The organism is Pseudoalteromonas sp. T1lg75 (assembly GCF_002964705.1).
Taxonomy (GTDB): domain Bacteria; phylum Pseudomonadota; class Gammaproteobacteria; order Enterobacterales; family Alteromonadaceae; genus Pseudoalteromonas.
The window spans coordinates 14,916-41,091 of sequence record NZ_PQCD01000022.1 but is presented as its reverse complement, the minus strand read 5'-3'; the positions used below and the strand labels follow the sequence as shown (position 1 = coordinate 41,091).

At 48.9% G+C, this 26,176-nt stretch carries 24 protein-coding genes, 2 tRNA genes and 1 pseudogene; 10 read left to right on the top strand and 17 right to left on the bottom strand.

Annotated features, from left to right (window positions below; genetic code table 11):
• Positions 1-24 precede the first annotated feature (24 nt).
• The 14 genes and pseudogenes from C2M36_RS05600 to C2M36_RS05535 all read right to left on the bottom strand — a co-directional run bounded on the left by C2M36_RS05600 (position 25) and on the right by C2M36_RS05535 (position 16,058).
• The gene (locus C2M36_RS05600) at positions 25-2,343 is read right to left on the bottom strand and encodes an efflux RND transporter permease subunit (RefSeq protein ID WP_105254081.1); all 2,319 of its coding nucleotides are present in this window, start codon (positions 2,341-2,343) and stop codon (positions 25-27) included.
• A 2-nt stretch (positions 2,344-2,345) separates the two neighbouring features.
• A complete protein-coding gene (locus tag C2M36_RS05595; RefSeq protein ID WP_105254080.1) occupies positions 2,346-3,344 on the bottom strand; it encodes a YCF48-related protein in 999 nt (332 codons plus the stop codon).
• Between the two features lie 74 nt (positions 3,345-3,418).
• On the bottom strand, positions 3,419-4,786 hold the full coding sequence (locus C2M36_RS05590; protein ID WP_105254079.1) for a DUF1329 domain-containing protein: 1,368 nt from the start codon (positions 4,784-4,786) through the stop codon (positions 3,419-3,421).
• Between the two features lie 12 nt (positions 4,787-4,798).
• On the bottom strand, positions 4,799-6,889 hold the full coding sequence (locus C2M36_RS05585; protein ID WP_105254078.1) for a DUF1302 domain-containing protein: 2,091 nt from the start codon (positions 6,887-6,889) through the stop codon (positions 4,799-4,801).
• A gap of 242 nt (positions 6,890-7,131) precedes the next feature.
• On the bottom strand, positions 7,132-7,356 hold the full coding sequence (locus C2M36_RS05580; protein WP_105254077.1) for a DUF2835 domain-containing protein: 225 nt from the start codon (positions 7,354-7,356) through the stop codon (positions 7,132-7,134).
• A pseudogene (pepN, locus tag C2M36_RS05575) lies at positions 7,353-9,970 on the bottom strand (aminopeptidase N). The gene C2M36_RS05580 and the pseudogene pepN overlap by 4 nt, the downstream one beginning before the upstream one ends.
• Before the next feature lie 73 nt (positions 9,971-10,043).
• Positions 10,044-11,519, bottom strand: a complete 1,476-nt coding sequence (gene nhaC, locus C2M36_RS05570) for a Na+/H+ antiporter NhaC (protein WP_267894654.1) — start codon at positions 11,517-11,519, stop codon at positions 10,044-10,046.
• A gap of 144 nt (positions 11,520-11,663) precedes the next feature.
• On the bottom strand, positions 11,664-13,694 hold the full coding sequence (gene prc, locus C2M36_RS05565; RefSeq protein WP_105254075.1) for a carboxy terminal-processing peptidase: 2,031 nt from the start codon (positions 13,692-13,694) through the stop codon (positions 11,664-11,666).
• Between the two features lie 15 nt (positions 13,695-13,709).
• The gene (proQ, locus tag C2M36_RS05560) at positions 13,710-14,354 is read right to left on the bottom strand and encodes an RNA chaperone ProQ (protein WP_105254074.1); all 645 of its coding nucleotides are present in this window, start codon (positions 14,352-14,354) and stop codon (positions 13,710-13,712) included.
• Positions 14,355-14,368: 14 nt separating this feature from the next.
• The gene (locus C2M36_RS05555) at positions 14,369-14,647 is read right to left on the bottom strand and encodes a hypothetical protein (protein WP_105189842.1); all 279 of its coding nucleotides are present in this window, start codon (positions 14,645-14,647) and stop codon (positions 14,369-14,371) included.
• The gene (locus C2M36_RS05550) at positions 14,644-15,105 is read right to left on the bottom strand and encodes a GAF domain-containing protein (protein WP_105254073.1); all 462 of its coding nucleotides are present in this window, start codon (positions 15,103-15,105) and stop codon (positions 14,644-14,646) included. Before C2M36_RS05550 ends, C2M36_RS05555 begins: the two co-directional genes overlap by 4 nt.
• A 142-nt stretch (positions 15,106-15,247) precedes the next feature.
• Complete coding sequence (locus C2M36_RS05545) at positions 15,248-15,634, bottom strand: hypothetical protein (RefSeq protein ID WP_105254072.1); 387 nt, start codon at positions 15,632-15,634, stop codon at positions 15,248-15,250.
• 200 nt (positions 15,635-15,834) lie between these two features.
• Positions 15,835-15,925: transfer RNA gene (locus C2M36_RS05540), tRNA-Ser, on the bottom strand.
• A gap of 42 nt (positions 15,926-15,967) precedes the next feature.
• Positions 15,968-16,058, bottom strand: a tRNA-Ser gene (locus C2M36_RS05535).
• A 223-nt stretch (positions 16,059-16,281) separates the two neighbouring features.
• On the opposite strand from C2M36_RS05535, the gene C2M36_RS05530 reads away from it, so the two are divergent.
• Genes C2M36_RS05530 through C2M36_RS05510 form a run of 5 tightly spaced genes read left to right on the top strand, consistent with a single transcriptional unit; the run spans position 16,282 to position 18,308 of the window.
• The gene (locus tag C2M36_RS05530; RefSeq protein WP_105198872.1) at positions 16,282-16,947 is read left to right on the top strand and encodes a Bax inhibitor-1/YccA family protein; all 666 of its coding nucleotides are present in this window, start codon (positions 16,282-16,284) and stop codon (positions 16,945-16,947) included.
• Between the two features lie 56 nt (positions 16,948-17,003).
• Complete coding sequence (gene tusD, locus C2M36_RS05525) at positions 17,004-17,357, top strand: sulfurtransferase complex subunit TusD (protein ID WP_105254071.1); 354 nt, start codon at positions 17,004-17,006, stop codon at positions 17,355-17,357.
• A complete protein-coding gene (tusC, locus tag C2M36_RS05520) occupies positions 17,354-17,710 on the top strand; it encodes a sulfurtransferase complex subunit TusC (RefSeq protein ID WP_105254070.1) in 357 nt (118 codons plus the stop codon). The genes tusD and tusC overlap by 4 nt, the downstream gene beginning before the upstream one ends.
• Positions 17,707-17,976, top strand: a complete 270-nt coding sequence (locus C2M36_RS05515; protein WP_105254069.1) for a DsrH/TusB family sulfur relay protein — start codon at positions 17,707-17,709, stop codon at positions 17,974-17,976. Before tusC ends, C2M36_RS05515 begins: the two co-directional genes overlap by 4 nt.
• Before the next feature lie 2 nt (positions 17,977-17,978).
• Complete coding sequence (locus C2M36_RS05510) at positions 17,979-18,308, top strand: TusE/DsrC/DsvC family sulfur relay protein (RefSeq protein WP_105254068.1); 330 nt, start codon at positions 17,979-17,981, stop codon at positions 18,306-18,308.
• A 55-nt stretch (positions 18,309-18,363) separates the two neighbouring features.
• On the opposite strand, the gene C2M36_RS05505 is transcribed toward C2M36_RS05510, so the two are convergent.
• Both C2M36_RS05505 and C2M36_RS05500 read right to left on the bottom strand, forming a co-directional pair.
• On the bottom strand, positions 18,364-19,581 hold the full coding sequence (locus tag C2M36_RS05505; protein ID WP_105254067.1) for an amidohydrolase family protein: 1,218 nt from the start codon (positions 19,579-19,581) through the stop codon (positions 18,364-18,366).
• A gap of 10 nt (positions 19,582-19,591) precedes the next feature.
• Entirely contained in the window at positions 19,592-20,977 is a 1,386-nt protein-coding gene (locus C2M36_RS05500; RefSeq protein ID WP_105254066.1) for an amidohydrolase, read from the bottom strand.
• Between the two features lie 398 nt (positions 20,978-21,375).
• On the opposite strand from C2M36_RS05500, the gene C2M36_RS05495 reads away from it, so the two are divergent.
• From C2M36_RS05495 to C2M36_RS05485, 3 genes are all read left to right on the top strand, one after another.
• Complete coding sequence (locus C2M36_RS05495) at positions 21,376-21,738, top strand: DUF3718 domain-containing protein (RefSeq protein ID WP_105254065.1); 363 nt, start codon at positions 21,376-21,378, stop codon at positions 21,736-21,738.
• Between the two features lie 192 nt (positions 21,739-21,930).
• Entirely contained in the window at positions 21,931-22,812 is an 882-nt protein-coding gene (locus C2M36_RS05490; RefSeq protein ID WP_105254064.1) for a fructosamine kinase family protein, read from the top strand.
• A gap of 78 nt (positions 22,813-22,890) precedes the next feature.
• Positions 22,891-23,094, top strand: a complete 204-nt coding sequence (locus C2M36_RS05485; protein WP_105189854.1) for a CPXCG motif-containing cysteine-rich protein — start codon at positions 22,891-22,893, stop codon at positions 23,092-23,094.
• Here C2M36_RS05485 and C2M36_RS05480 read toward each other — a convergent pair.
• Positions 23,091-23,714, bottom strand: coding sequence for a riboflavin synthase subunit alpha (locus tag C2M36_RS05480; protein ID WP_105254063.1), 624 nt, complete (start codon positions 23,712-23,714; stop codon positions 23,091-23,093). The genes C2M36_RS05485 and C2M36_RS05480 overlap by 4 nt on opposite strands.
• 70 nt (positions 23,715-23,784) lie before the next feature.
• Here C2M36_RS05480 and C2M36_RS05475 point away from each other — a divergent pair, with 70 nt between their 5' ends.
• Both C2M36_RS05475 and C2M36_RS05470 read left to right on the top strand, forming a co-directional pair.
• Positions 23,785-25,137: an MATE family efflux transporter gene (locus tag C2M36_RS05475; protein ID WP_105254062.1), complete on the top strand. Its 1,353-nt coding sequence runs from the start codon at positions 23,785-23,787 to the stop codon at positions 25,135-25,137.
• Complete coding sequence (locus C2M36_RS05470; RefSeq protein ID WP_105254061.1) at positions 25,112-26,134, top strand: DUF3080 family protein; 1,023 nt, start codon at positions 25,112-25,114, stop codon at positions 26,132-26,134. The genes C2M36_RS05475 and C2M36_RS05470 overlap by 26 nt, the downstream gene beginning before the upstream one ends.
• The last annotated feature ends 42 nt before the right edge of the window (positions 26,135-26,176 follow it).

Below are 26,176 nucleotides of genomic sequence, written 5' to 3'. Positions count from 1 at the left end.
CATTTCCGTTAACACACATTCACATTATTTTTTCTGGTCCGACCACAGGAAAGCACTGATTGCTGGAATTATGAGCAATGCACCAATCATGTTCACCAGGAACATAAAGGTCAACAAGATGCCCATATCGACCTGAAACTTCAGTGCCGAGAAAATCCAGGTGCTCACACCCACCGCTAACGTGATACCGGTAAATAGTACCGCACTGCCCCGTTCGACCAAGGCATTACGATAAGCCTGGCTTAAGCTGACCCCTTGGTTGAGCTGGATCATCTTAGAGGATAGGATATAAATGCCGTAATCGACACCTATGCCCACACCTAAGGCAATCACCGGCAGGGTTGACACCGTCAGACCGATTTCCAAGGCCACCATCAAGGCCTGAGCCAAGGTCGAGACGATATACAATGGCAACACCACGGCAATGGTTGCGCGCAACGAGCGGAAGCTGACCAGACACAAGGCAATAACCGCGCCGTATACATACAGCATCATAGGTGTTTGCGCCGCCGATACCGACTCATTGGTGGCGGCCATTACGCCGATTGGCCCAGAAGCCAAACGGAATTTCAATTTATCGGTGCCAAACTCGGCGCCCACTTCCTTCACCGCAGCTACCACACTATCGATGCTTTGTGCTTTATGGTCTGCCATAAAGATGATCACCGGCATCACCGAGCAATCGCCATTGAGCAGGCCTGAGCTGGTTTCAACACGCGATGACGCCTGCACCAGTGAAGCGGTATTACGCGGCAGGGTTTGCCATTTTAAGTTGCCTTCGTTGTAACCGGCGTTCACCGCTTGCGCCACGCTGGCAAGAGACACACTGCTTTGCACCCCGGGGACGTTTTCAATACGCCATTGGAATTGGCGAATACGTTCCATCACATCATGTTCGGTACAGGCCGCTGGATAGGCTTCCACTATCACCTTAAGGATATCCGAGGAGATCTCGTATCTGTCGGAGATCAAGAAGGTATCCTGGTTATAACGTGCATCCTCATGCAGCGCTGGCGCACCTGCGTGCAGGTCGCCTATGTGCATTTTCTGCGATTGCCAAAAACCAAAAGCAAACAGCAAGGCCGTGCACACCAATATGATGGCCGCATATTTTCTATCGGTGGCGCAAACCAGTAACTCACGGACCTTAAACAAAGCATCCTTGTTTCTGTTGTCCGCGGAAAGCACTCGCAACTTCTTCACTTCTAAATAGGACGCAACCACGGGTAACAAGACCAGGTTGGTGAAGATGATCACCGCCACGCCCAAACTCGCAGTGATCGCCAGCTCGCGAATAATGCCGATATCGATGGCAAGCAGAGTCAAGAAGCCCACTGTGTCCGATAGCAAGGCGATGCCACCTGGGATCATCAGGGCCTTAAAGCTGGACTCTGCGGCATTTTTAGCACTACTGCCCAGTTGTACTTTTTTGGCGATATCGTTGATCATTTGCACGCCGTGGCTGACGCCGATGGCAAACACCAAAAACGGCACCAAAATTGACATGGGGTCGAGGCCAAAACCCAGTGTCGAGAGCAAACCAAGTTGCCAGACCACGGCAATAAAAGAGCAGACAATGGGCAAAAGGGTAAGCTTAAAGCTCTTACAGAATAACCACACCATAATAAAGGTGATCACTATGGCAATAGCAAAGAACAAGAGCACGTCTTTGGCGCCATTGGCAATATCACCGGCCATTTTCGCAAAACCGATAATATGGATGCTGACCTTGTCAGTACTCAAATCATCGCGAATTTTGCTCTCTAGCTGTTCGGCGATGGCCAAGGTATCAAGCTTTTCACCTGTTTGCGGGTCAAACTCCATCAATTGAGCGCTGACCATGGCACAGGAATAGTCGGAGGCAATCATGCGCCCTACTACCTTGGCCTTTTCGATATTCTCTTTAACCCGAGCTAAGCCACGCTCGTCCGGGCGAAAATTGGCGGGAATGATTGGGCCGCCGCTAAAGCCGTCTTCAACCACCTCAACAAAGCGTGCGCTTGGTGAGAAGATGGAGTTAACTAAAGGCCTATTCACGCCAGGAATAAAGTAAAGCTGATCGTGCACCGACTTTAACTGAGTGAAAAATTCTTCATTAAAGATGTCACCCTCGGCGTCACAGACCGAAATTAAAATACTGTTGGCGCCACCAAACTGCTTTTCATGTTTGGTGTACACCTTCATATATTCGTGGTTAAGGGGAATGTTCTTATTAAATGACGCATCGAGCTTAAGCTGGGTAGCTTGAAAAGCCAGGGCCACGGTGGCCAGAGCAAAGGCCGCTATCACCCACATGCGATGGCGGAATAAGCTGCGTTCTAATGCTTCCACTATAATATGCATGATTAGTTAAACTCCTTGCTTTGGATCCCGGCTTCAGTGGCCAATATCAATTTGTCCTTGAACAGCACACCGTTCAAGATAGCCTTACCATCGCTGAGTTGCTCACTTTGCAGTTGCGTGCCGCTGGCGTCATCAAGGTGATAGATCACCGCCGAATTAGCGAATATGTATAACTGCTCATCGGCCGTTGTCATTATGCTGTTCATGGTTGCTTGCTCGTTGGCCATCAATTGTTCCCAACCGCCTTCATCGCTGTAACGAAATGCATTACCACGTAATCCCGCGACATACAGGTTGCCAGCCATTTCGGTGATGTCGAAAAAGGAACCATGATAAATTTCTTCTTCACGCTGCCAGTTTTGGCCGCCATCAGCGCTGTGCGCAATCAATCCCATTTCACCGACTATATATAAGCCCTTACTGGTGCTGGCAATACGGTTAAAGTGCGGCAAAATTGAAGCGGTTTCTATTTCATACCCCTCCGGGTCTTCGGCCTTAAGGTCGTTTAAGTAATCGCGGTCCTCGGCAAATAACAGAGTATCAAGGAATCGCTTCTGCCAACTTTGGCCACCGTCCTCGGTGACAAAATACATGCCATATGCTCCCACGGCTATGCCCTGTTTCGCATCCATAAAGGTGATGTCCAAACAGGGCTTATCAAGCTGGGGTAAAAACTGCTGAATCTGCCAACTTTGGCCGCCATCTTGGGTATTTAAAATGGTGGCGTCGTGACCACAGGCCCAGCCTTTGTTGTTATCGATAAAATAGACTGAGGTTAGCAATACATCGACCGGAGACTGCGCTTGGTGCCATTGCTGAGTATCATCACTGATAACTATGGTGCCATGTTGACCAACGGCAACGACCCGCTCGTCGGTGGCGGTGATATCGGTGAAAAGCGTTTGCGTCGCCTGCTCGGCATGATAAGCGGGCTGAGGTGTTGTTTGAGCCACACTGTGCAGCGACAAAAGCAACGTTGCCCAACTAAGCAAGTACTTCATATAAATTTGCGCCCAAAAGAGAGATTGAATCAAGAAGCTAGGCTCACAGAAGTGAGCCTAGCGAAGTGCGAGGATTAACGACGGCCTTCGCGACGAAGGGCGTTAGATGTAAACTCGTTGTCATTGAACGACTGTGAGAAGTCATACATCTCTTCTTGGTTATCTAGGCCAATGGCCAGGTAACGACGCGAGTTAAGATCATGGTAAACCTCAAGCGTACTCCATTGAGTTGGCACTTCGTAATAGTTTAGACCATGGGCCATAGCGACACGGTAAAGTTGGTCGCGATTGTCGTACAAGTCGGCAACCGAGATCTGCCAGCTGTCTTCGTCAATGTAGAAGGTACGTTTTTTATAGGTATGGCGTGTACCCTCTTTCAATGTTGCTTCTACAACCCATACACGGTGCTTTTCGTAGCGTACATGCTCTGGATTTACGTGACCCGGTTTGATGATGTCATCATAGCTGAGTGAGTCGCTGTGCAGCTTGTAGCTGTTGTAAGGGATCAACAACTCTTGTTTACCCTTTAGCTCCCAGTTGTAACGGTTTGGTGAGCCGTTGAACATATCGAAGTCATCGGTAGTACGCAGGTTATCCGACGCTGTTCCCGGAGCATCATAAGCTACATTAGGCGCGCGACGTACACGGCGCTGACCCGTATTGTAAGTCCATGCCTGACGTGGCGTCAGAATTTGGTCCATGGTTTCATGCACCAACAAGGCGGTGCCTGCAAGACGTGCCGGCTCGGTAACACGCTGCTTAAATTTGAAGAGGATATTAGACTCTTCCAATTGCTCTGGCGTGGCATCGTTATCGGCGTATTTAATCAGTAGCTGCTCGTCGAAACCGATCAGGTTATAGGCACCGGAAGCGGTAGGCATTGCCTGACCACCAAAACGCGAAATCGACTGACCACGATAGCGCAGCAGGTGGTTCCAAATAGCCTCAAGGCCATTTGAGGGTATTGGGAATGGAATACCAATAGCGGTATTCTTAATACCGTTGCCGCCTTCGATCAACTCGGCCTGGGTGGCGTACTTTTTCGTTGCATCGTAGAAGGACTGCGGATAAGAGGCACTACGACGAGTTGGGTACACCTGCATCTTAAAGGTATCAGGATAGGCTTCAAACAAGGCTATCTGACCAGGGCTTAACAGGCTCTTGTACTGCTCCAGATTTGATTTATCTATGGTGTACAACACCTGATCTGCGGCAAACGGATCCGGGTGGTGCATGCCTGGCTTGTAGTTTGCCGGCACTTCGGTGATACCGCCATTCCATTCTGGAATGGAGCCATCTTCGTTACCCGCCTTTACGGCGCCAATTGGCGTCAGATCCGCGCCTAAGCGAGCCGCCTGCTCCGGCGAAATTTTAGCCTGTACTGCAGTGGTGGCAAATAAACCACAGAATGCTGCTGCAATGAGGGTAGGTTTAGTCAACATACGGATACCCTTTTAAATTGAATATTTGATATTAAAGGAAACAAAATCACGATCGGCAAAAGTATTGGTGGCGCCGCCGCCCCAGAATGAGTTGTAACCTAAATCAAAAGACCAAGTATTTTGATAGTTAAAATTCATATTAATTCCCAATGATTTTCTGTCTTCAATAAACAGGAACATGGGATCTGGGGTAATACCATTGACATCGTGTGAGAATACGAAGCGTGGCGAGAAGTTAACGCCGGAGAACAAGTCATAATAATCGCCTTTGGCGACTAGACGATAACCCCAGGCCGACGCCGTTGGGAATGGGTTAGTTTCTGGACCGTTAGACAGCGCCATATGTAACGCCGAATAATCATCCGCCAATGGACCTTGAATAACGCCGCTACGACCGGTGCCGGATACATTTAAGCGTAATTCATCATAGGCCGGCATGTTATTGATACGCACACCACCGATTTCACCAAGCACCGCCCAGCTATCGGCACCGAGTGCTGGGCCAAACAGATGCGTTGCGGTAAATTGCACTTGTGCCGTATTACGCAAAATATAGCCTTGAGCCGTACCACCTGGGCCAACTACCGCAGTGGCATCGCCCGGGCTTAGCTGAGAAATACCCGAAAATTCCGTACGTAATCCCGCCAATGCTAATTGCTCTGGCATACCCGCGTACAGTAACTCTACGTCATCCACCTGGAATGGCTCGTCTTCACGGAAAGCGAATTCACCGGCCAACGCGGTTTCGCCGATAGAAGTGTTAAAGCTTAAACCATAGAGTTTGATATCTTCTGGGTAATCCAGTTTAGCCTTGGTAAAGGCCTTCAGATCGTTAACATTATCGCTATTGATCTCTGTGCTCATGATCATCGCCAGGTCTTCACCAATGGCGGTGAAGTCAGAAACCTGACCTGAGATCACCGGACGACGGCTGTGGTAATTGATGTAATACAAGGCCAGCTCGGTGTCGTTCAATTCAGGCATAAACATGCCTAAGCGTAAACCGTATTGACCGCCATCGCTGGGCTCTGTTTTACCGCGCTTACCCTCGCCCTTAAGGGCCACCTTGGTTGGATAGGCCAGATACATGTTTGCAAGCAGTTCCTGGCCTGCTGCAGAAGTCGGGTCGATGCCCTGCGCCGCCGCAGCCGCCTGCCAATCTGAAGTGAGGTTGTTCAGCCTGTCGGTTAAAAACGCCAGGTCAATGTCCGGGTTGGAGGTAAAGCCTAATTGAACGTTTTGGTTAAAGCCGTTTTCCGAGGCGAAATCATTGGTAGAGAAATAACTGCCCGTCGCCGGTAAGCGGGTTTCATGCCACTCATATTGATAGAAACCTTCAAGGAACAGGTTTTCGGTGATACCCAGCGAGGCCCAAAACATCCCCACGGGGATAAAGGCTTCTTTTAACTCAGCGCCCGGCGCTTTTAAACGGTCGATATCAACCGGGTTCACGTTGATGCCGTGTGAAATCAGGGTACTTTCACCCCAGTTTACAACCTGCTGGCCTAAACGCAGTGATAGCGGGTTTTGACCATCATTAAAATCGAAGTCGGCCCACACAAAGGCATCAAGAAGGCGGAAGTCGGCACACACCTGCTCTTTGGTTTCGTCGTAATCGCATGGGTCAACGCTTTCGCCAGATACCGGGTTGGTATAGGCATAGTCGCCATCCATCAGCGCAAAATCATAGAAATACATGAAACGGGTGAATAAGCCGTAAGAGTCGCCATTGATCGCTAGTTCATGAGTCCCTTTTAACAATTGCGAAAACGTATCGCCCTTGTCGAAATTCAGGTTACCGGCGTCACCATTGTTGGAATAGGCACCGGGTTGGCTCCAAACGTCGCTGGAACTATAGATGGGATTAAGCGCTGCGTTGTAATTGCTCCAGTCGAAACGTGGGTGATTACTCTTCCCCACGTACTGATCGAAATCACGGTTTTCGGTACGAATGCTCTGACCGTATGAAAAAGTCGAATCAAAATTGATATCGAAATCACCAACCGTAAAGCTGGCACTGTGTGCGGCGCTACTCATGCCCAACATCGCTGCGCCGACGCTGAGCGCTAATCGATGCTTTGCAAATAGTGGCTGTCTTATCATTGTTGCTTCCCCCTTAGCGCGGGTAATTTTTAGATCAAGTTATTGTTTTTAGTGTAGTCTTGTGCATTTGAAAGGATACGCTACAGTTACAAACAGTCTACATCAATGTGTTGTACCTGGCGTTAAATTTCCGTTTCATCTGCTAATGGTATGACATCCTACCACTATTTTTATACATGACAATAACGTTAACGACAAATGCAATTTACATTAACGTAAAACAATCTAAAAAGTTTTTGTTTTTAAATTCGCTCCAGGGCGACGAATTTATTTTCCGGGGTCAGGGTAAGGCGAAACCGACCACGAATGCCCAGCTGGGACATATGCGGTAATATTTTGGCGGCGGGAAAACGGATACGACGACGATTATCATCGCATACCTGAATGGCAGTGACTTGGCCTCGGTAATAGGCCAAGCACTGCTCATAGGTTAACGATAAGGTAAAGTAATAGGTTTTAGTGCTCATTCACCTAACGCTTTTTCTACCTTTTCATAGAGATCTTTGCTCAGTTTCGGCAATGTCATCAAACGTTGCAATTGAGCTCGCATCAGTTGCTGGCGACCCGAATCATAACGGCGCCATGCCAACAGCGGCGTTATTAAACGCGATGCATTTTGCGGGTTGATCTCATTTAGTTTCACCAGTGCATCGCCGAGTAACTCATAGCCACGGCCATCTTTATGATGAAAAACACTGGGGTTACTCATGGTCAATGGCCCCAACAAGGCTCTTACCCGGTTAGGGTTTTGCCAAGAGAAATGTGGATGCTCAAACAAGGCGTTAATTTCAACCAAGGCGTGCTCACCACGCTTCAAAGCCTGCAAATTAAACCACTTATCCAATACCAGTACGTCATTGGCCCAGCGCGTTGCAAACGCAGCCAATAAGGTATTTTGCTGCTCATGTTCAGCCAATACCAAGGCCTTTAGCGCCGCCAGCGACAAAGTCATAGACCCGGTGTTGGCCTGCTCGGCAATATAGTCTGTGGCACCGTCAATTCGGGCTAGATAGTACATGCAAGCACCAAGCAAGGCGCGTACCGCTGCACTGTGTGCATTTTGCTGCTTATCATCGTTAAAGTGCACTAACACCGCTTGCAAGTGTTGTTGTAAATGCGTCGCTATCTCAGCTTCAAAGGCTGTGATAATCGCGTTGAGCGCATCGACCGGTATCTCGCTGTGGCTGCTGCTTAGGGTTTCAAAGCTAGGTAAATACAATAACTCGGCAATCAGAGCCAAATCGACTTCGCTGCCAGATAAAACACCATTTAACAGTTCGCTCATGGTGTCTAGCACTGCCTTGGGTAACTCAGGCTTGGCTTCACCCTTTACCAACGCCTGGTTAACACAATGACTTAATGCCGCTTGCTGCGCATCCCAACGGCTAAAGTCGCTGCTGGCATGGCGGACAATATGAAGCTGATCCGCGAGGGCCTGATCAACTGCACCTGCACCGGCGCCGAAAAGTCTTCAAAAAGTACGGCTACCGGACGTTCGTCAACTTGCTCAAAAACGAAGTCCTGACGCTCCTCAGTGAGGTGCAAAACTTTATCCAGGACCTTGCCGTCGCGCATCAGCGTCATGGGCTGTCCCTGTTGGTCCAACAGTTCGATCGCCACCGGAATTAACAAGTTTTCCTTGTGGGGCTGTTCTGCGGTCGGCTTATGGGTTTGCGTTAAAGTCAGGGTATAGCGTTTGGTCGCGCTGTCATATTCTTCCTGCACCGACACCAAGGGCGTGCCCGCTTGTCCATACCAGCGCGAAAACTGGGATAAATCCGTGTCATTGGCATCATGCATCGCCGCAACGAAGTCATCACAGGTCACCGCTTGGCCATCATGACGCTCAAAATACAGCTTCATGCCCTTTTGAAAACCCGCCTCACCCAGCAAGGTATGCAGCATGCGGATCACTTCGGCGCCCTTGTCATACACGGTCACGGTGTAAAAGTTATTCATTTCGATGACTTTTTCTGGGCGAATAGGATGCGCCATGGGACCGGCGTCTTCGGCAAACTGATGCGTGCGCATCACCTTCACCGCATCAATACGGTTCAGGGCCCGCGACCCCAGATCGCTACTGAATTCCTGATCGCGAAATACGGTTAAGCCTTCTTTTAAGGAAAGCTGAAACCAATCACGGCAGGTTACTCGGTTGCCGGTCCAGTTGTGGAAATACTCATGACCGACAATCGACTCGATCAGGTGGAAATCTCTGTCTGTGCTGGTGTCACTATTGGCCAATACGCACTTGGAGTTAAAGATATTAAGGCCCTTGTTCTCCATAGCGCCCATATTGAAAAAGTCGACCGCCACTATCATATACACGTCCAGGTCATATTCGAGGTCGAAGCGCTGCTCATCCCATTGCATCGCCCGTTTTAATGACGCCATAGCATGGGGTGCCTTAGTCAAATTGCCCTTATCAACATACAGCTCCAACGCCACCTCGCGCCCTGAGACCGTGGTATAGGTATCGCGTAGCACATCGAAGTCCCCCGCCACCAGGGCGAAAAGATAGCTGGGTTTTTTAAATGGATCTTGCCAGGTGGCGAAATGCTTGCCGTCAGCTAAATCACCGCTATCAATTTTATTACCGTTTGATAAAAGGTGAGGAAATTGTGCCTTGTCAGCGACGATAGTCACTTTATAGCTGGCCATCACATCTGGGCGGTCAAGGAAATAAGTGATTTTACGAAAGCCTTGCGCTTCACACTGAGTGCAATAAGCACCATCGGACAAATACAGGCCTTCCAGTGAGGTGTTACTTTGCGGCGCGCATTCGGTGGTGATTTCAAGCGTAAAGGGTTGCTGCGGGAGTTGTTCAATCACCAGCTGCTCATCTTCTAGGTGATAAGCAGAATGTATTTGCTCATTAATGCGAACCTTGAGCAAGGTTAAATCTATGCCATCAAGTACCAATTGAGCGCTGGGGTTGTCGGCGTTGGCACGCACCAATGAGCGGGCCACCACTTGTGTGTTAAGTGGCGCTAATTGTACTTCCAGCTCAAGTTCATCGATAAAAAAAGCAGGCGCTTGGTAATCGCGCAAATATTGGGCATGAGGTTGGGTCGTGGTCATAAGTTGACTGTCTCCTGAAACTTAAAGCGGGCATCATTTGATGCCCGAACTACAATTAATCGCTGTGTTTGGCTTACGCCTGGCTTTGCTCTTTTACCTCAGGCTGCAGGTGCTTGGGTTCAATACGAAGAATTTTGATGCCTAGGTAGGCGTAGATCACAGCAAGTACCGGATTGATTAAATTAAAGAAGGCATACAAGGCATAATCAAACGGATTGATCAAAAGTACGCTTTGCATATAGGCACCACACGTATTCCAAGGGATCAAGGGGCTGGTAATGGTACCGCCATCTTCAAGGGTACGAGACAAGTTGACCGGTTGTAAGCCGCGCTTTTTATATTCTTCTTTAAACATGCGCCCGGGCACAACAATGGCGATATATTGGTCCGCTGCCACCAGGTTGGTACCGATACATGTACAGATGGTGGCCGCCACCAAGGAGCCGGTGGACTTGGCTACCTTTAAGATACTCCGAACAAACACCTCAAGGAGACCGGTTTTTTCCATAATGGCACCAAACATCAGCGCCATCATGATTAACCAAGTGGTGTTGAGCATGCCCGACATGCCACCACCGGAAAGCAGGTCGTCCATTTTCGCATCCCCGGTACTAATAGCAAAGCCATCGAAGAAGGTTGCCCACACCAGTTTAAAGTAGCCGACCAACTGACCCTGGCTGACATCTACCTGAGTCGCGAGTAAATCACTTTGAAATAGCAGCGCCCATACCGCACCTAACACGGCACCGATAGAAATAGCAGGGAATGCTGGCATCTTGCGAATTGCCAAGACCAACAGCACCAGTAAAGGCACCAGATTAAGAATATTAATATTAAAATTCGCCGCCAGCAGATTTACCATGGTATCGATACTGGTCGCGTCACTGCTCACATCGGCATTAAAGCCCATAAAAATAAAGATAATAACGGCAATCACAAAGCTTGGTACCGTGGTCCAGAGCATGTGGTGAATATGGGTAAAGAGATCGGCACCGGCTACCGCAGGCGCCAGATTAGTGGTTTCAGAGAGCGGACTCAGCTTATCACCAAAGTAGGCGCCCGAAATAACCGCACCAGCCGTCACAACCGGGTCTAGCGCCAAGCCGTTGGCCACACCCAGCAAGGCCACACCTATGGTCGCCGCCGTAGTCCAGGAGCTGCCGATACTCATGGCAACCACGCCGCAGATAATACAGCTTGCAGCATAAAACCAATGAGGGTTGATGATCTGTAGACCATAATAGATCAAGGTTGGAACGGTTCCTGAAAGCAGCCAGGTACCAATTAGCGCCCCCACCATAAGGAGGATCAAAATAGCGCCTAAAGAAATGGTGATACCCTTGATCATCGCCTCTTCAAGAGTCTTCCAGGTGTAGCCATTTTTCAGGCCAACCAAGGCCGCCGTAAAGGTAGCGAAAAGTAAGGCTATTTGGTTTGGACCCGATGATGAATTATCACCGTAGAGATACACTGCCGCGCCCAATAAGCAAATCAACACCGTAATGGGGATCATTGCATCGAGTAATTTAGCTTGTTTTGTTGTCGTCAAAATCGCTCTCCTGCCCTCACCTCTTAGCACAACGCGGCAAGGGTTATTTTTATTATAAGCGCAAAGATTACCAGAGCAGCGCAGATTTAGCAGCGCTTAATCAATAAAAAAGGCGCTTAACGCGCCTTTTGTCTTTGTAATTGTTTACTTATTATTCTTTACCAAACGCCCTTGCTTGATAAAGTCTTGGGTGATTAATGCCGCTTCTTCGAGATACGGGTCAAAATCGTCCAACACCTCAGGAGCGTCATCGATATCGGTCACCTTATCCAGACCCAATCGGGCTAAACGTTCGTTCGTGCGTTGTAGCGCCAATTGCTCACGCTCATCACGCTCACTAAGGCGTTCTTTTTCATTGAGCGAAATAAACTTACGGTCTTTCTCTTCTTTATAGGTGGCGATGTCTTGCATTACATAGCCGAATTCAGGCTCTTTGGCTATGCGCTTGTTATGCTCGGCATTAAGGTAACCAATGGTGTCACCTAAACTATCAACCATGGCGTATTTAGCACGAATAATGCTGTCCCAAGGAAGCGCATTGTCTTCTTGGCTCTCGCCCCACTCCGCCGGATTAATAGGCGATGGCAATTTAATGTCCGGGATCACCCCTTTGTGCTGCGTGCTACCGCCATCGATGCGGTAAAACTTAGCAATGGTGTATTGCACACTGCCTAGCGGGTTATCGTAAAGGTCATAGTTGCGGCCTAGACCACGGTGTTGCTGGACCGTGCCCTTACCAAAGGTTTGTTCGCCGATGATCACCGCGCGGCCATAATCTTGCATTGCTGCGGCGAAGATTTCCGACGCCGATGCACTGTAGCGATCAACAAGTACCGTCATCGGGCCGTCATAATAGGTTACGCCATCACTGTCTTTTTGCTGTTCGATACGACCATTGAGGGTGTGAATTTGCACCACTGGGCCCTGGTCGATAAACAGGCCGGATAATTTGGTTGCTTCATACAAAGAGCCACCGCCATTTTGACGTAAGTCGATGATGATACCGTCGACCTTTTGCTCTTTAAGCTTCACCAGTTCGCCTTTAACATCCTCAGAGAGGTTGTTATAAAAGCCTGGAATTTCAATCACGCCTATCTTGCTGCTCATTGGTGAGTAGCTGGCATCAAAAACATGCGACTTCGCCGCTCTGTCTTCAAGGCGTACCTTATCACGGGTGATCTCCACCACTTTGGGAGTGCCGTGATCATCCTTACCGCGTAGGTACTGTAAGCGTACCAAGGTACCTTTCGGGCCCTTGATAAGATCGACGACATCATCAAGACGCCAACCGATCACATCAACAAAATCATCGTCGCCCTGGGCGACACCAATTACACGGTCTTCCGGTTTAATGGCGCCTGTTTTGTCTGCTGGACCACCGGGTACCAATGAACGGATCACGGTATAATCTTCATCGTAACTGAGCACCGCACCTATGCCCTCGAGCTCAAGATCCATGTCCATTTTGAATTGCTCGGCACGACGTGGCGAAAGATAGGAGGTGTGCGCCTCAATAGAGCGGGCAAAGGCATTCATAATGATCTGGAACGCATCTTCACTTTTGGTTTGCACCAAACGCTTCAGGGTGTAGGTATAACGTTTTTCCAACACCTCTTTGATGCCATCCCAATCCTTACCCGTCAATTTCAGACGTAACGCGTCATACTTAACCTTTTGACGCCATAGCTCGTTAAGCTCGGCTTCGGTGCTGGCATAAGGAGCATCTTCACGATCAAAATAGTACTTATCGTCTTTACTGAAATCGAATGGCTTGTCGAGTAAGGACAAAGAATACTGATAACGCTCAAACCGGCGCTTCATGCTGAGGTTAAATAGGTCATAGGCAAAGTCTAACTTGCCTGACTTGAGGGCGTTATCGAACTTTTCACGGTATTGCTCAAACTGGGCGACATCGCCAGCAAGAAAAATACTGCGATTAAAATCCAAGGATTCGATATAACGATCGAACATCTGCGCCGAGAGCTCGTCGTTAAATCGAATCGGTTTGTAGTGTGCACGGGTAAAGAGGTTGGTTACTCGCTTACTGGCAGTACTATGTTGCGACTCTTGCTGCAACACAGGTAAGTCAGCAATGGTGACCTTGTCCAACGAGGCCAATGCCGGTGCCGCGATAAGGGCAGCAACCAGGGGGATGAGTGAAAACGTCTTACTCATGCACAACTCCTTTTATTAAACCAGGTAGAGGCTATCGGCTTTTGTCTTAACTTGCATGCCGGTTACCAGCTCAACATGGATGTCATCTTTATTAACTTCCGTGATGGTACCGTTCACCAATGCCTGACCTAGTTTTACTTTAACTTTGGTATTAGCCTTGACCTGTTCGCTTGGCAAAGGTTCAACTTTATTGCTGCGACGAGGCTCGGCGGCTGGGGCTTTTTTGACTTTAGCGCCTTTTGCACCAGGTTTACCACTGCCCTGCGGGCGTTTTTTGTAACCCTTTGTGTCACCTTCTTTGGCACCACGTACTGGCTTTTTACGCTTAGCCATTTTTGCACGGCTTTGCTCAAGTGCAGTCTGTGCGTGCTCAACATGCTCTTGCTCAACCTTTTCGGCCTGGTTGCCGTCAAGGTCAACACGGAATTCATTATTAACCACCGCCTCTAGGTAGCGCCAGTGCGAGGTATACTTTCTTAGCGCCTGACGAACCTGCGTTTTGCTGACCTTTTCATTGCCTTCAATACGCTCAGCGATGTCTTTAAAGATACCTACTTTAAGAGGCTTAATGCCGTCTTTTTGTTTAAAACAGTTTGGAAATTCCTCGTAAAGGAATGCCAATACTTCGTTAATGTCTTTTAGCTTGTTCGTGGTTTCCATTTCTAAACCTTTAATTACATCTGCTCATCTTGAGCCGAGTCAATATAGTGTTCAACCCAGTCAAGTAACTCTTCTAACTCGGCATCTACCAATGCCAGGTCACCGCGAAGATGTTCCCATATTCCGGAAATAATACTGTCAATTTGTTCACAGCCTAAATCATCGGGTAGTCGCGCCCAAGCGTGGTGGATAAGCTCATTCAAGCGTTCACACACCAGCTCTTCATCGCCTTCCCAATCACCTACATCGGCTATGGAAAATAGGTAGTCTTGTACGTTTAGTAGATCTTTCATGCGAGATGCTTTTCCAAACACTCAACCAAAAGCTCAAGGCCTGCCTTATCATGCTCGTCAAAGCGTCCAACCGTAGGGCTGTCGATATCCAATACGCCAATGGCCTCACCGTTTTTCTTAACCACAAGGACAATTTCTGAATTGGATGCCGCATCACAAGCGATATGGCCTGGGAATTGATGCACGTCTGTGACTAACTGAGTTTGATCCGCCGCGATGGCAGTGCCGCACACCCCTTTCCCAACTTCAATACGCACACATGCGGGTTTCCCCTGAAATGGCCCCAGCACCAATTGCTCAGGCGACTCCAATAGGTAAAAACCAGCCCAGTTGATATCGTCCATCGACATATACAACAAGGCACTGATGTTAGCTAAATTGGCAATTAAGTTGGGCTCGTCACAAATCAGTGCTTGCGCCTGCTCCGTCACAGAGCGATAAAATTCCGCTTTGCTCATTTAAATACTACTTCACATAGAATACGCAGTGTTTAAGGTACTCTTTGTAGCGGGCAAATGAAACCTTTTATCTTGAAAAAAGTGCTGTGAACACTTGAAAACGCGTTGGTTGCTTAAATTTAAATCACTCGTTACAAAGCGGTTAAGCAATTTTGGCACGACCACGGCGCAAACCGAACAGGAATAAGCCACTGCCCAAGGCTGCCATCAGTGCATTGACGATAAGTAAGAATCCGGCTCCGGCACCAAAAAGGAAACTAAACATCGCCCCTCCCAGTAAGCCGAGCGTCAAAATACCGCTGTAATGCACCTTGTTATATTTGTACATCAATAAGTAACCGGGGACCACCAGCACCGCCATGGCCAAACCTACGATATGCGCGTTCGCCAGTGCAGACAACAACACGGTGAAAAAGACGGCCGAGCCATTTTCCTGGACCGATAACGCATAGTAGATGCCAAGCACCAGCCCCACCAGCACGGGGGCAAGTAATGAATAGAGTACGGCCTTCGCCAAATGTTGTTTCATAGAGGGGGAATTCTTAAATTTTGCATCTATGCAGAGTGGCAAAGAATGCGGCCCTTGCCAATTACGACCTTAGTCGCATCGCTTTAACCGACCTTGGGCATGGTGTAAAACCAGACAGAAATCGTGGCGAAGGATACGGTGCGATGCCGTTGCACCAAGCACAAAAAAGGGCTGCTTAAATAAAGCAGCCCTTTCTTATATGGCGGAGAGATAGGGATTTGAACCCTAGATAGGCTATTAACCTATGCCGGTTTTCAAGACCGGTGCTTTCAACCACTCAGCCATCTCTCCAAACGCGGTACCCGGACGACGTATCATCCAAGTGAAATTTAGTGGCGGAGAGATAGGGATTTGAACCCTAGATAGGCTATTAACCTATGCCGGTTTTCAAGACCGGTGCTTTCAACCGCTCAGCCATCTCTCCGCAGCGGGGCGAATATTAGATAAATGAATTGCGTTTGTGAAGTGTTATTTTCATTTTTTTGTTTAACCGCCTAATTTTTGACTGTTTTGTATAAGTATCACACAAAAGGAGCTATTTCCTCGGTATTGAAAGTGAAAGGTTTGCCCATATTTATAAGACTTGATAATCTTGAACCTGGATGTAAGTTGCATCCGAGGATTGATTAATTTGAAGGAGTTTAACAATGGCGTTTAATAACTCGTACAGCACGGCTAAGCCGATGATGTCGACCATTGAGACGAATAAGGTTTTAAAGAACACTTACTTTTTACTCGCGATGACGTTGGCATTCAGTGCTGTGACTGCGGGTATTTCTATGGCGCTTAACCCTCCGTTCTTCACGGGGATCATTTGCTCGTTAGTAGGTTTGGGTCTGCTTTTTGTTGTAAACAAGAAAGCCGAAACAGCATCAGGCGTCATGTGGGTATTTGCCTTTACTGGCATTATGGGTTTCGGCCTGGGTCCCCTGCTTAACCACTACGCGGCAATGCCAAGTGGCCCGTTCTTGATCATGCAAGCTTTGGGTTCTACGGCGCTAATCTTCTTTGGTCTTTCTGCCTATGCACTTACTACCAAAAAAGACTTTTCTTTTATGGGTGGTTTTCTGACAGTCGGTCTATTGGTGGTGATCGTTGCCAGTATCGTTAATATCTTTATCGGCAGCTCAATTGCCTTTATGGCGATCAACGCGGCGGTGGTATTTATCATGTCGGGTCTGATCCTGTTCGATACCAGCCGTATTATCAATGGTGGCGAAACTAACTATATCCGCGCCACGGTTGCCCTATACCTTAACGTATACAACCTGTTTACGTCACTTCTGCACCTACTTGGCGCAACAGATGACTAATAAATAGAATTTGTTAGAATAAGCCCCATTCATTGGGGCTTTTTTTTGGATTGAATTTGGCCAGTTTCGTACTTTCACTACACAGTGCGCCGAGCGATACCGACACGCTCAATGCCCTGCAACGCTTTGCCACTTCAGCGCTGGCGCAGGGGCACACAATTCACTGTATTTTCCTGTATCAGGATGGGGTCTATCACGCCTCCCCTTGCTTTGATTTAGCCAGCGATGAATTTGACCCGGCCAAGATATGGCAAGACCTGCACAAGCAAGGCATTGAATTACATCTGTGCGTTACCGCAGCCACTAAGCGCGGCATCGACTTGGACCAATGCAAACACTTTAGTGTCTCCGGTTTAGCAGAATTTGCCATGGAGGCGGCACAGGCAGACAGATGGGTGCAATTTAAATGAAGCATATAGTGATTATTAGCCAACAGGCCCCCTATCAGCAGCAAAGCCTTAAGGAAGCGCTTGATTTGCTGCTTATCTTTGCCGCCATCGACCAGGAAGTGTCTTGGCTGATTGAAGGCGATGCGGTGTTCGCGCTATTGGCCGAGCAGCAGCCCAAACTACTTGGTCAGAAGGACTTCACCAAGGCCCTGAAGATGCTTGAGCTTTACGATATCGACAGCATTTATGTGTGCAGCGAGTCTTTGAGCGACCGAGGTATGGATGAGAGTGAACTCATCCTGGATGTAAAAAACGCTCTAGCGCAGGATAAACAAGCCCTGTTAGCAAAGGCAACTCAGGTGGCAGTACTATGAGTCACAACAATTTATTTATCCTCAGCCGCCCCCTTGCCTCATTGCCTTTATTAGCAAGCAAGCTCAGCAAAAACGATGCGCTCTTGCTGCGTGGCGATGCCTGCTACAACCCAGCGGCCTTTAGTATGTTTGAGGTGCCCGTTTATGCCCTGAAAACGGATGTGGATGCCCGTGGCGCGCAGTCACGTTGTAGCAAGGTGCAGCTGATCGATGACCTGGAATGGGTCGCATTAACCCTTCAATTTCAAAGATGTATTAGTGAGTAACCATGATTGAATTTAACGGCCAACAACTCGAGACCGACAAAGAGGGTTATCTGCTTGATAGCAGCCTGTGGAGCCGTGAGCTAGCCCCTATTATTGCCGCAACGGAAAACATCGAGCTCAGCGACGCCCATTGGGAAGTTATCTTTTTTGTCCGTGAGTTTTACGAAGAATTCGACACCAGCCCGGCGATCCGCATGCTGGTAAAGGCCATGGCTAAAAAGCTTGGTGAAGACAAGGGTAACAGTAAATACCTGTATAAGTTGTTTCCTAAGGGCCCAGCGAAACAAGCCACGAAGATTGCCGGCCTGCCCAAACCCGCCCGCTGCATTTAATGCCACGTTAAAGTAAAAAAGGAGCCATTGGCTCCTTTTTTCTATGCATCAGCAATTACTTAGTGTAACCACGCGGCATGTCCGAAGGCGTAGTATAACGCTCTCGTAGCTTGTCTTGACGGGCCTCGGTCGATACCTTTTCACCATCAATCCAAATGCTTTCAATCTTGGCGTTCAGCTCAAACGGGTCGGCACTCCAAAGTACCAGGTCCGCCGCTTTGCCCGCGCTGATAGCGCCGGCATCAATGTTGAACACCTCGGCAACATTGCTGCTGATAGCTTCCATGGCACCTTGCTGGCTCATGCCATAAGACACCGCGTTACCGGCGTCAAAACGCAGCTGATACAGGTTATGAGCGCTGTCACCGGCGATGGTCAAGATCACCTTAACTCCGGCTTTTTCAAGCTTTCCGGCATTGGCCAGATCGGCATGCATGGAATCAAAGTTGCCTGGCAGGTTATCCATGGCACTGATGATCACCGGCGTATTGCTGGCAGCCAGCTGATCGGCAATCAATACTGCATCATGGGCACCGGCGAACACCATCTTGATGTCGTATTTGGCTTTCAGCTTCAACAATTCAAGCATTTCAGCGGCACGTGATACGCCAACAAGCAGCGGCATCTCTTTCGAGAATATGGCGTCTAACACCTGAATTTCGCGATTATGCGCATCGCTGTCTTTCTTTTCACGTTGCTTGTGGCCCTCTAGCTTCTCGATCAAGGTCTGCATCGATAGAGCTCGTGAGCCCTTGCTCTTTTGACCAAGCTCAATGGCCAAGGCCACGTGCTTTTGGCTCACACTGTCGAACTCACCGCTAAGCGACACTACAGAAGCCAAGCCGTTGAAAATGTCTTCGCTGCCACCTGGCACAATCACGTCACGGGTAATACCGCCTTTACGGGCGTATGGGATCAGCGATGAACGCGGATTAAAGGCAAGGCTTGGGTCAAACGTAATCGACGCTTTTTTATCGCTGCCATCACGTGAACCAGCCACCGCACCCACTTCCACCAAACCCAGGTGGTTAAGTGAGCCGATAAAGCCCGGTGTTAAAATTTTACCTTGTGCGTCAATCACTTCATCGGCATCAATTTGCGCCGGATTAACGGCAACAATTTTACCGTCTTTGACTAATACAGACGCGTCTTTTAATACGCCCTGCTCGGTGGCGGTGTGAATGGTGGCATTGGTAATAGCCAATGTTTGCGCGCCAGCGGATACACTCATCGCTAAGGCTGCGGCAACCGATGTCATTGTAAACAGTTTCATCTTGTTCTCCTTAGCGTTGGCCTAACATAAAGTCACTTTGGGCTTGGTATTTCTCGTCATCGCGGTCATACACCTTGGCACCATCGATAAATACCTGCTCTGCTTTAGCGTAAACACTAAACGGATTGTTATCCCACAACACCATGTCGGCCTGTTTACCCGTGGCAAGAGAGCCGGTTTTGTCGTCGATGCCTAGGGCCTTCGCCGCGTTTGAGGTCAACCACTTGATGGCATGGGCTTCATCAATATCAAAACCATTTTCGTTGGCGCGATACATCACTTTACCCGCTTCCTGGTTCAGACGCTGAATGGTGGTGTCTGAGTCAGAGTGTACAATGGCGCAAGAGTTTTTCACCGCATCAACGATGGCAACGTTTTCCTGAACCATGTCGTAGGCTTCCATCTTAAAACCCCACCAATCTGGCCACAGTGCCGCACAGTTGCGGTTTTCTGCTAGCAAGTCGGCAATCTTGTACGCTTCGATACCATGGTGGAAGGTGCCCGCGTGATAACCAAACTCTTTAGACAGGTCGATCATCATCGCCATTTCCTCTGCCTTGTAGCAATGGTTGTGGATCAGAATGTCACCATCGAGAACACCGCGCAGTGTATCCATGGTCAGGTCGCGCTCGGGCGCTTCAACATTCTTACCGGCCGCATAGTCGGCATCATACTTTTCCCAGGCACGCTTATATTCGCTGGCATCAATCCAAGCGTTACGATAACCGGCCATGTTACCCATACGAGTAGACGGCAATACGCCTTTGCTACCGTAAACACGCTTAGGGTTTTCGCCACAGGCCATTTTCAAGCCATAGGGTGCTTCTGGGAACTTCATCGCCTGCATGGTGTGCGCAGGTACGTTTTTCAAAGTCACGCCTCGGCCGCCGATCAGGTTGGCTGAGCCCGGCAGGATTTGCAAGGTCGTAATACCGCCTTCACGAGCACGGTTAAAGCCAGGATCTTGTGGCCATACCGAATGTTCAACCCAGACTTCCGCGGTAACTGGGCTGGTCATTTCGTTGCCATCCTGGTGTGAGGCCACCGCAGGGTTTGGATAGGCCCCTAAATGTGAGTGCACGTCAATCAGGCCCGGCGTTAGCCACTTGCCTTGAGCATCAAGTGTTACATCGGCCTCTACCTGCAGGTCGGTACCAATTTGTTGGATCTTACCGTCGACCACAAACACGTCACCGCCGTCGATACGCTGGCCGTCACCGGTCAATACGGTGGCATTGGTGATCAGCGTCGATTGACGAGGTAGCGGTTGGTAGGTGCTGGGGTAAGGATTTTTATTAATGGTTACCTTTTCGCCTTGAGCGCCTTCATTTTGTTGGCACCCGGCGAGCGTGATAGCTAAGGCTAACACGCTGAGGCTTGGTGTTTTAGTTAGCATTGTTTTTGTTACTCCTATTTTTCGCCTAACTGTATCGAATAGCGCTACGAATTGCGAAGAAAAAAGGTTAATGGACGGTAAATCGAGATAAACGTCCCGGCTTGCTGCCCCTCCCCCCTCCGTGCTGTAGCTTGGTACCGTTTTGAGGGCAAATGTTACAAGGCAAATCAAAAGCGCTCGGATATATGGGTACAAGGACAATGTGTACAAAAAAAATGCATTTTTTTTGCCTACAATGTAAACAAACTCAATTGGGAAAATGAGAAAAATAAGGTGGTTAGGTTAGGGTGTTCACAATTGAAATAGCTTCTTACATTCTGACTTATCCTGTTCATGCCATGACAACAAACACGGTTCATACTTAATCAGCACCCAACGCACAAATAAGGAGAAACTCCATGAAACGCACAACTCTGTTAGGCTCTGCTGGCGCCCTTATACTTGGAGCGCTTTCATCACACGCTATGGCCAATGAACAATTTGTTGCTGCTGACAACACAATCGGCACGCAACTATGTATGGCAATTACTAAGGATAATCCTTTTAAGCTGGATCGGGAAATGACCAAACACCGTGTTCAGCGTCATATTATGAACAAAAGATTATCATGCAATGACCTAAGCGTCCGTGAGTTTGCAAGCCTCTATGGTTTTGAACGCAGCCTTAAAAAGCTACGCCTAACTCCACTTACCGAGACATCTATTCACGATTTGGCCCAAGTACATGGCGACACCATCTTGGTGGTATCTGGCTCTAAATAAATAGCCACAGCATTCTATGAAGCCCGCACCTGCGGGCTTCTTCTATATCTAGGGAGCCCCGTTACTGCTTGTTAGCCCTATAAAATCACTTCGTCTCACACCACTTCGGCCTCACTAAGCCATGATTATTTTTGCAGTGAATCAGAACTTTGCCATACTTGAGGTACCCCTGAAATTTAGCGGTTTGCGGTTATGTGGAATACCTTGACTCAGTTACTCAGCGAGACACTAAACAGCCCTTTTACCTTGGCGCACAAACAGCAATTAACGAATTCTTCCGCCGACCACCTGTTTAAAATCTCCGATGGCCAGCACCAGTTTTTTGTTAAGGTGGCGCCTATAGCGTCCCTTGAGCGGCTCGAATGTGAAGCCGCCGACCTAGAGTTGCTGACCAAAGAATCCTTGTTTATGGTGCCCGATTGCCTGCTCACCGGCACCACCTTAGAGTATTGTTTTAATGTGCTAGAGTGGCTCGATTTAGAACCCAATACCGACCATGCCAAGCAGCTGGGGTGGGTCCATATGGGCGAGTACCTGGCGCAGCTGCACGCCAAACACGAACAGGGCATGTTTGGTAATGAAAGGGATAACTTTATCGGCACCACAGCACAGCCTAACCGCTGGCATAAAAAATGGGACGTATTTTTCAGTGAGGACCGTATAGGCTGGCAGTTACAATTATTAGCTGAAAAAGGCTTCTACTTTTGCGACATAGATGAGTTTGTCAGCCAGGTTAAAGACACCCTGCACCACCATCATATAAAACCTTCGTTATTACACGGCGACTTTTGGCGTGGCAATGTCGGCTTTCATGGCGGCGTTCCCTGCGTTTACGACCCAGCCTGCTATTATGGCGACCGAGAAGTGGATATCGCCATGAGCCGTTTTTTCGGGGCCTTTCCCGATACCTTTTACGATGCCTATCAAAGCGTCTATCCATTAGCCGAAGGCTATGAACAAAGGGAGCGCATCTATAACCTCTATCATCTGCTTAATCACGCCAACATCTTTGCTGGTCATTACCTAACCCAGGCCAAAGAGACCATAGACAGCGTGATGAAAGAGTACGATTAAGGTGGAAATTTTCCCAAAGCGCAGGCAAAACATAACTATACTTTAAGTGATGTCATTAGACTGTCACACGAGGTAGTTATGAAAGACTACAGCTTACAAAGGGTGAGATGCCCACATTGCGGTCACCATATTTTTGTCGACGTCGATACCAGCTCGGGCGATCAGGATTACTATGAAGATTGCGCCGCCTGCTGCAACCCGATTCATGTCAATATGCACATAGACCATGCACTTAACACGGTGCAATTACGAATAGATGCCGACGACGAACAAATTTTTTAATGCTGCTGACGTAAATAGCGCTGCACCGTTTGCACTATGGTGTAGGTTTGCTGATCGACCTCAATATTTATCGCGGCGCCGGGCGTCATCTGGCCTAGATTGGTGATAGCCAAGGTCTCCGGAATAAGATGCAACCAAAACCCCTGCTCGGATAACTCCCCTACCGTCAGGCTCGCGCCATTAACGCTAATAAACCCCTTATAGAGAACATATTCACGCCACTTAGCATCCAACGCAATATGCATGCGGCAGTTGTCCTCGGTGTCGATACGCTCTAACAGGCGGCCAACACAATGAATATGCCCAGACAGAATATGCCCGCCCAATTCGCTGCCAAAGGTCATGGAGCGCTCAAAATTGACCTTATCACCACATTCCAGTTGACCCAAATTGGTCAGCGCCAAGGTTTCATCAATCACATCAAACTGCACGCTCCCTAAAGGGCTGGTATCGGCAGTGTATTCAACCACGGTTAAACAACAGCCGTTAACGGCAATGCTGGCGCCCAACTCCAGGTTTTGCAGGTATTTGGGCGACACGCCCAAGACTAAGCGCTGTACGCCGTTTGTAAGTGTTTTACTTTGCACCTGAGCTTGGCATTGCACTATACCGGTAAACATCGTATTTCCTTTTTAAGTTGAAACCAACAAGATAGAATAGCGCTTTATCTTATCTGATGTTTTTTCACTTATGAAGTTTTGTACTTGGGAAGCAAGCCGCCTGTTGCGCCTTGCTGCACCGGTGTTTTTTGCCCAGGTGACGCTGGTATTAATGTCTGTCGTTGACACCATTATGGCCGGTCAAGTCAGCGCCACCGACTTAGCGGCTTTGTCTATCGCTACCGGTTTATGGAACCCTGTGGTATTCGCCCTCCTTGGGATTTTAATTGCCCTGACCTCACTGGTCGCGCACAGCTTTGGCGCCGACGATGAAAAGGCCATCGCCGGGCATTTCCAACAAGCCTGCTACCTTGCCGTGCTCTTATGTTTACTCGGCTTTGTCCTTGGCCATTTCGCAGATGAGGTGATTGCCTTACTCGACACCGGTGAAAAGGTAAAATCACTGGCCGGGGATTACATTACCTACGTACAATTTGGCTTGCCGGGCTTTATCATTTACTCCTTGTTTCGCAATGTTGCCGAGGGCAAGGCCTACACCACCCCGGCCTTTTATATTTCTATTATCGGTCTGCTGGTCAATATCCCCGCAAACTATATTTTTATCCATGGCAAGTTAGGCGCTCCAGCCCTCGGCGGGGCCGGCTGCGGTGTGGCCACGGCGATTGTCATGAGTGCAATGGGCATTTCCTTGTTGGTCTACAGCATGATGAGCAAGCGCATAAATGGGCGCTACCTTATCACCGCCTTTGCCGGCCCAAGCACAAAGGCGATGTGGCAACAATTTAAGCTGGGTGTGCCCATTTCCCTGGCGATTTTCTTTGAGGTCACCCTGTTCGCCTGTATCCCTTTGTTTATCGCATCCCTGGGCGCCGTGGTTGTCGCCGGACACCAGGTCGCCGCGTCGGTCACCACCTTGTTGTTTATGCTGCCCTATAGCCTGTCCATGGCGGTGGCAATTCGTTTTGGCAACCTGTATGGGCAAAATGACTACCAAGCCTTGCGCCGTTGTATGAGCACCAGCTTTATACTCGCCATCGCCATCGCCGCATTTGTTGCGCTAATAACCTACCTGCTGCGTGAGGATATTAGCGCCTTATACAGCGACAACCCGGAGGTGTTGGCTCTGGCCACGGCCATTATGGTTCTGGCGTGTTTCTATCAATTGCCGGATGCGCTGCAGGTGGTGACCAGCGGCATGCTGCGCGGCATTAAACACACAGCGCCCATCTCTTATATCACCTTTATTTCCTATTGGTTGGTGGGCTTTGCCTTGGGCTATGTTTTGGGTCGCACAGACCTGATTGTGCCCGCCATGGGCGCACAAGGGTTTTGGCTCGGCATCATAGTTGGGCTATCCTGTGCTGCAGTACTGTTAATTTACGTGCTGCGGAGGCGCCTTGCACAAGCTCCTTTTAATTTTTAGCACACTAGTAATACTTGGGGGATGCAGCGATCCCCCGAGCGCCCGCTATACCGAATACCAATATCGCCTTGGTAAATATTTAGCTATAGATCAGCAAAGCCAGGTTCGCTTAACACCCTGGCAGCGCCTTCACAGCGAGCCACTGCCCCCAAGCCAAAACATTAGTTTGCTGGCGCTGGCGGACATAAATCATTGCCGCTTGGCGAGCCATATTGCCGCCCGCAATAATCAACTCGGCAAGGTGGCCAGTGCCTCCGAACGCTTTAAGTACCATATTCGCTTTATACAATTGGTCGGCCCCTGCCTTGCTCACGCCCAGAGCAACGCCCTGTCGGAGGAACTACGCAGTGCTCTGGAAGCGGAAAAACGCTTTAAAATCACTCACGCCAAACAGGCGTTTAACCTGATGATAGGCCAAGAGCCCGAGCTTACCCGCCTTTTTACGCTTGCCGCCCGAGAACTGGGTTATGACGAACAAGCGGGCCGAGCGGCTAGCGCCGAAGCCTTAACCACATTGGCTGATATCGCCAATGCCGTGGCTAAAGAAGATTGGCAGGCGATAGAGGTCAAGACAATTACCCCGGCGCTGGCCAAACTAAACGGAAATGACTATGTGCGTAAACTTCTGACCGGTGCGCGCCAGCAAATCGCGTTAAATAACCAACTGACCTCGCAGTTGGAGGGAGTTAGTTTAACCACTCAGGTGTGTCCACCCGGGCGCCACAGTGACGCGGCCAACATCTTACATAATATCTTTAATCTCTTCTTTTTAAAGGAATTACAGGGGTACCAAGGACAACTCTCCGGTTCCTTGGAAGAGTTTACGCCGCTGTTGGCACAAGTCTGGCAATTTACCGGCAGTGACAGCGATATAAGGCGATATCTTATCGGCACCCAGGAGCAAGCAAGTTTATTGGCACGCCTTAAAGCATCGAGCAGAAACCATGTCCGCTGGTGGCAAGGTTTTTACAAGCAGTGCGATATTAGTCCGGTATGAATAAAAAAAAAGCAAACAATCAGGAAATTAGCCAATTGCACT

Bases quoted from the DNA above. Each gene is read 5' to 3' on its own strand.
- C2M36_RS05600 (WP_105254081.1), bottom strand. From the start codon at position 2,343: ATGCATATTATAGTGGAAGCATTAGAACGCAGCTTATTCCGCCATCGC.
- C2M36_RS05595 (WP_105254080.1), bottom strand. From the start codon at position 3,344: ATGAAGTACTTGCTTAGTTGGGCAACGTTGCTTTTGTCGCTGCACAGT.
- C2M36_RS05590 (WP_105254079.1), bottom strand. From the start codon at position 4,786: ATGTTGACTAAACCTACCCTCATTGCAGCAGCATTCTGTGGTTTATTT.
- C2M36_RS05585 (WP_105254078.1), bottom strand. From the start codon at position 6,889: ATGATAAGACAGCCACTATTTGCAAAGCATCGATTAGCGCTCAGCGTC.
- C2M36_RS05580 (WP_105254077.1), bottom strand. From the start codon at position 7,356: ATGAGCACTAAAACCTATTACTTTACCTTATCGTTAACCTATGAGCAG.
- prc (WP_105254075.1), bottom strand. From the start codon at position 13,694: ATGAGTAAGACGTTTTCACTCATCCCCCTGGTTGCTGCCCTTATCGCG.
- proQ (WP_105254074.1), bottom strand. From the start codon at position 14,354: ATGGAAACCACGAACAAGCTAAAAGACATTAACGAAGTATTGGCATTC.
- C2M36_RS05555 (WP_105189842.1), bottom strand. From the start codon at position 14,647: ATGAAAGATCTACTAAACGTACAAGACTACCTATTTTCCATAGCCGAT.
- C2M36_RS05550 (WP_105254073.1), bottom strand. From the start codon at position 15,105: ATGAGCAAAGCGGAATTTTATCGCTCTGTGACGGAGCAGGCGCAAGCA.
- C2M36_RS05545 (WP_105254072.1), bottom strand. From the start codon at position 15,634: ATGAAACAACATTTGGCGAAGGCCGTACTCTATTCATTACTTGCCCCC.
- C2M36_RS05530 (WP_105198872.1), top strand. From the start codon at position 16,282: ATGGCGTTTAATAACTCGTACAGCACGGCTAAGCCGATGATGTCGACC.
- tusC (WP_105254070.1), top strand. From the start codon at position 17,354: ATGAAGCATATAGTGATTATTAGCCAACAGGCCCCCTATCAGCAGCAA.
- C2M36_RS05515 (WP_105254069.1), top strand. From the start codon at position 17,707: ATGAGTCACAACAATTTATTTATCCTCAGCCGCCCCCTTGCCTCATTG.
- C2M36_RS05510 (WP_105254068.1), top strand. From the start codon at position 17,979: ATGATTGAATTTAACGGCCAACAACTCGAGACCGACAAAGAGGGTTAT.
- C2M36_RS05505 (WP_105254067.1), bottom strand. From the start codon at position 19,581: ATGAAACTGTTTACAATGACATCGGTTGCCGCAGCCTTAGCGATGAGT.
- C2M36_RS05500 (WP_105254066.1), bottom strand. From the start codon at position 20,977: ATGCTAACTAAAACACCAAGCCTCAGCGTGTTAGCCTTAGCTATCACG.
- C2M36_RS05495 (WP_105254065.1), top strand. From the start codon at position 21,376: ATGAAACGCACAACTCTGTTAGGCTCTGCTGGCGCCCTTATACTTGGA.
- C2M36_RS05490 (WP_105254064.1), top strand. From the start codon at position 21,931: ATGTGGAATACCTTGACTCAGTTACTCAGCGAGACACTAAACAGCCCT.
- C2M36_RS05485 (WP_105189854.1), top strand. From the start codon at position 22,891: ATGAAAGACTACAGCTTACAAAGGGTGAGATGCCCACATTGCGGTCAC.
- C2M36_RS05480 (WP_105254063.1), bottom strand. From the start codon at position 23,714: ATGTTTACCGGTATAGTGCAATGCCAAGCTCAGGTGCAAAGTAAAACA.
- C2M36_RS05475 (WP_105254062.1), top strand. From the start codon at position 23,785: ATGAAGTTTTGTACTTGGGAAGCAAGCCGCCTGTTGCGCCTTGCTGCA.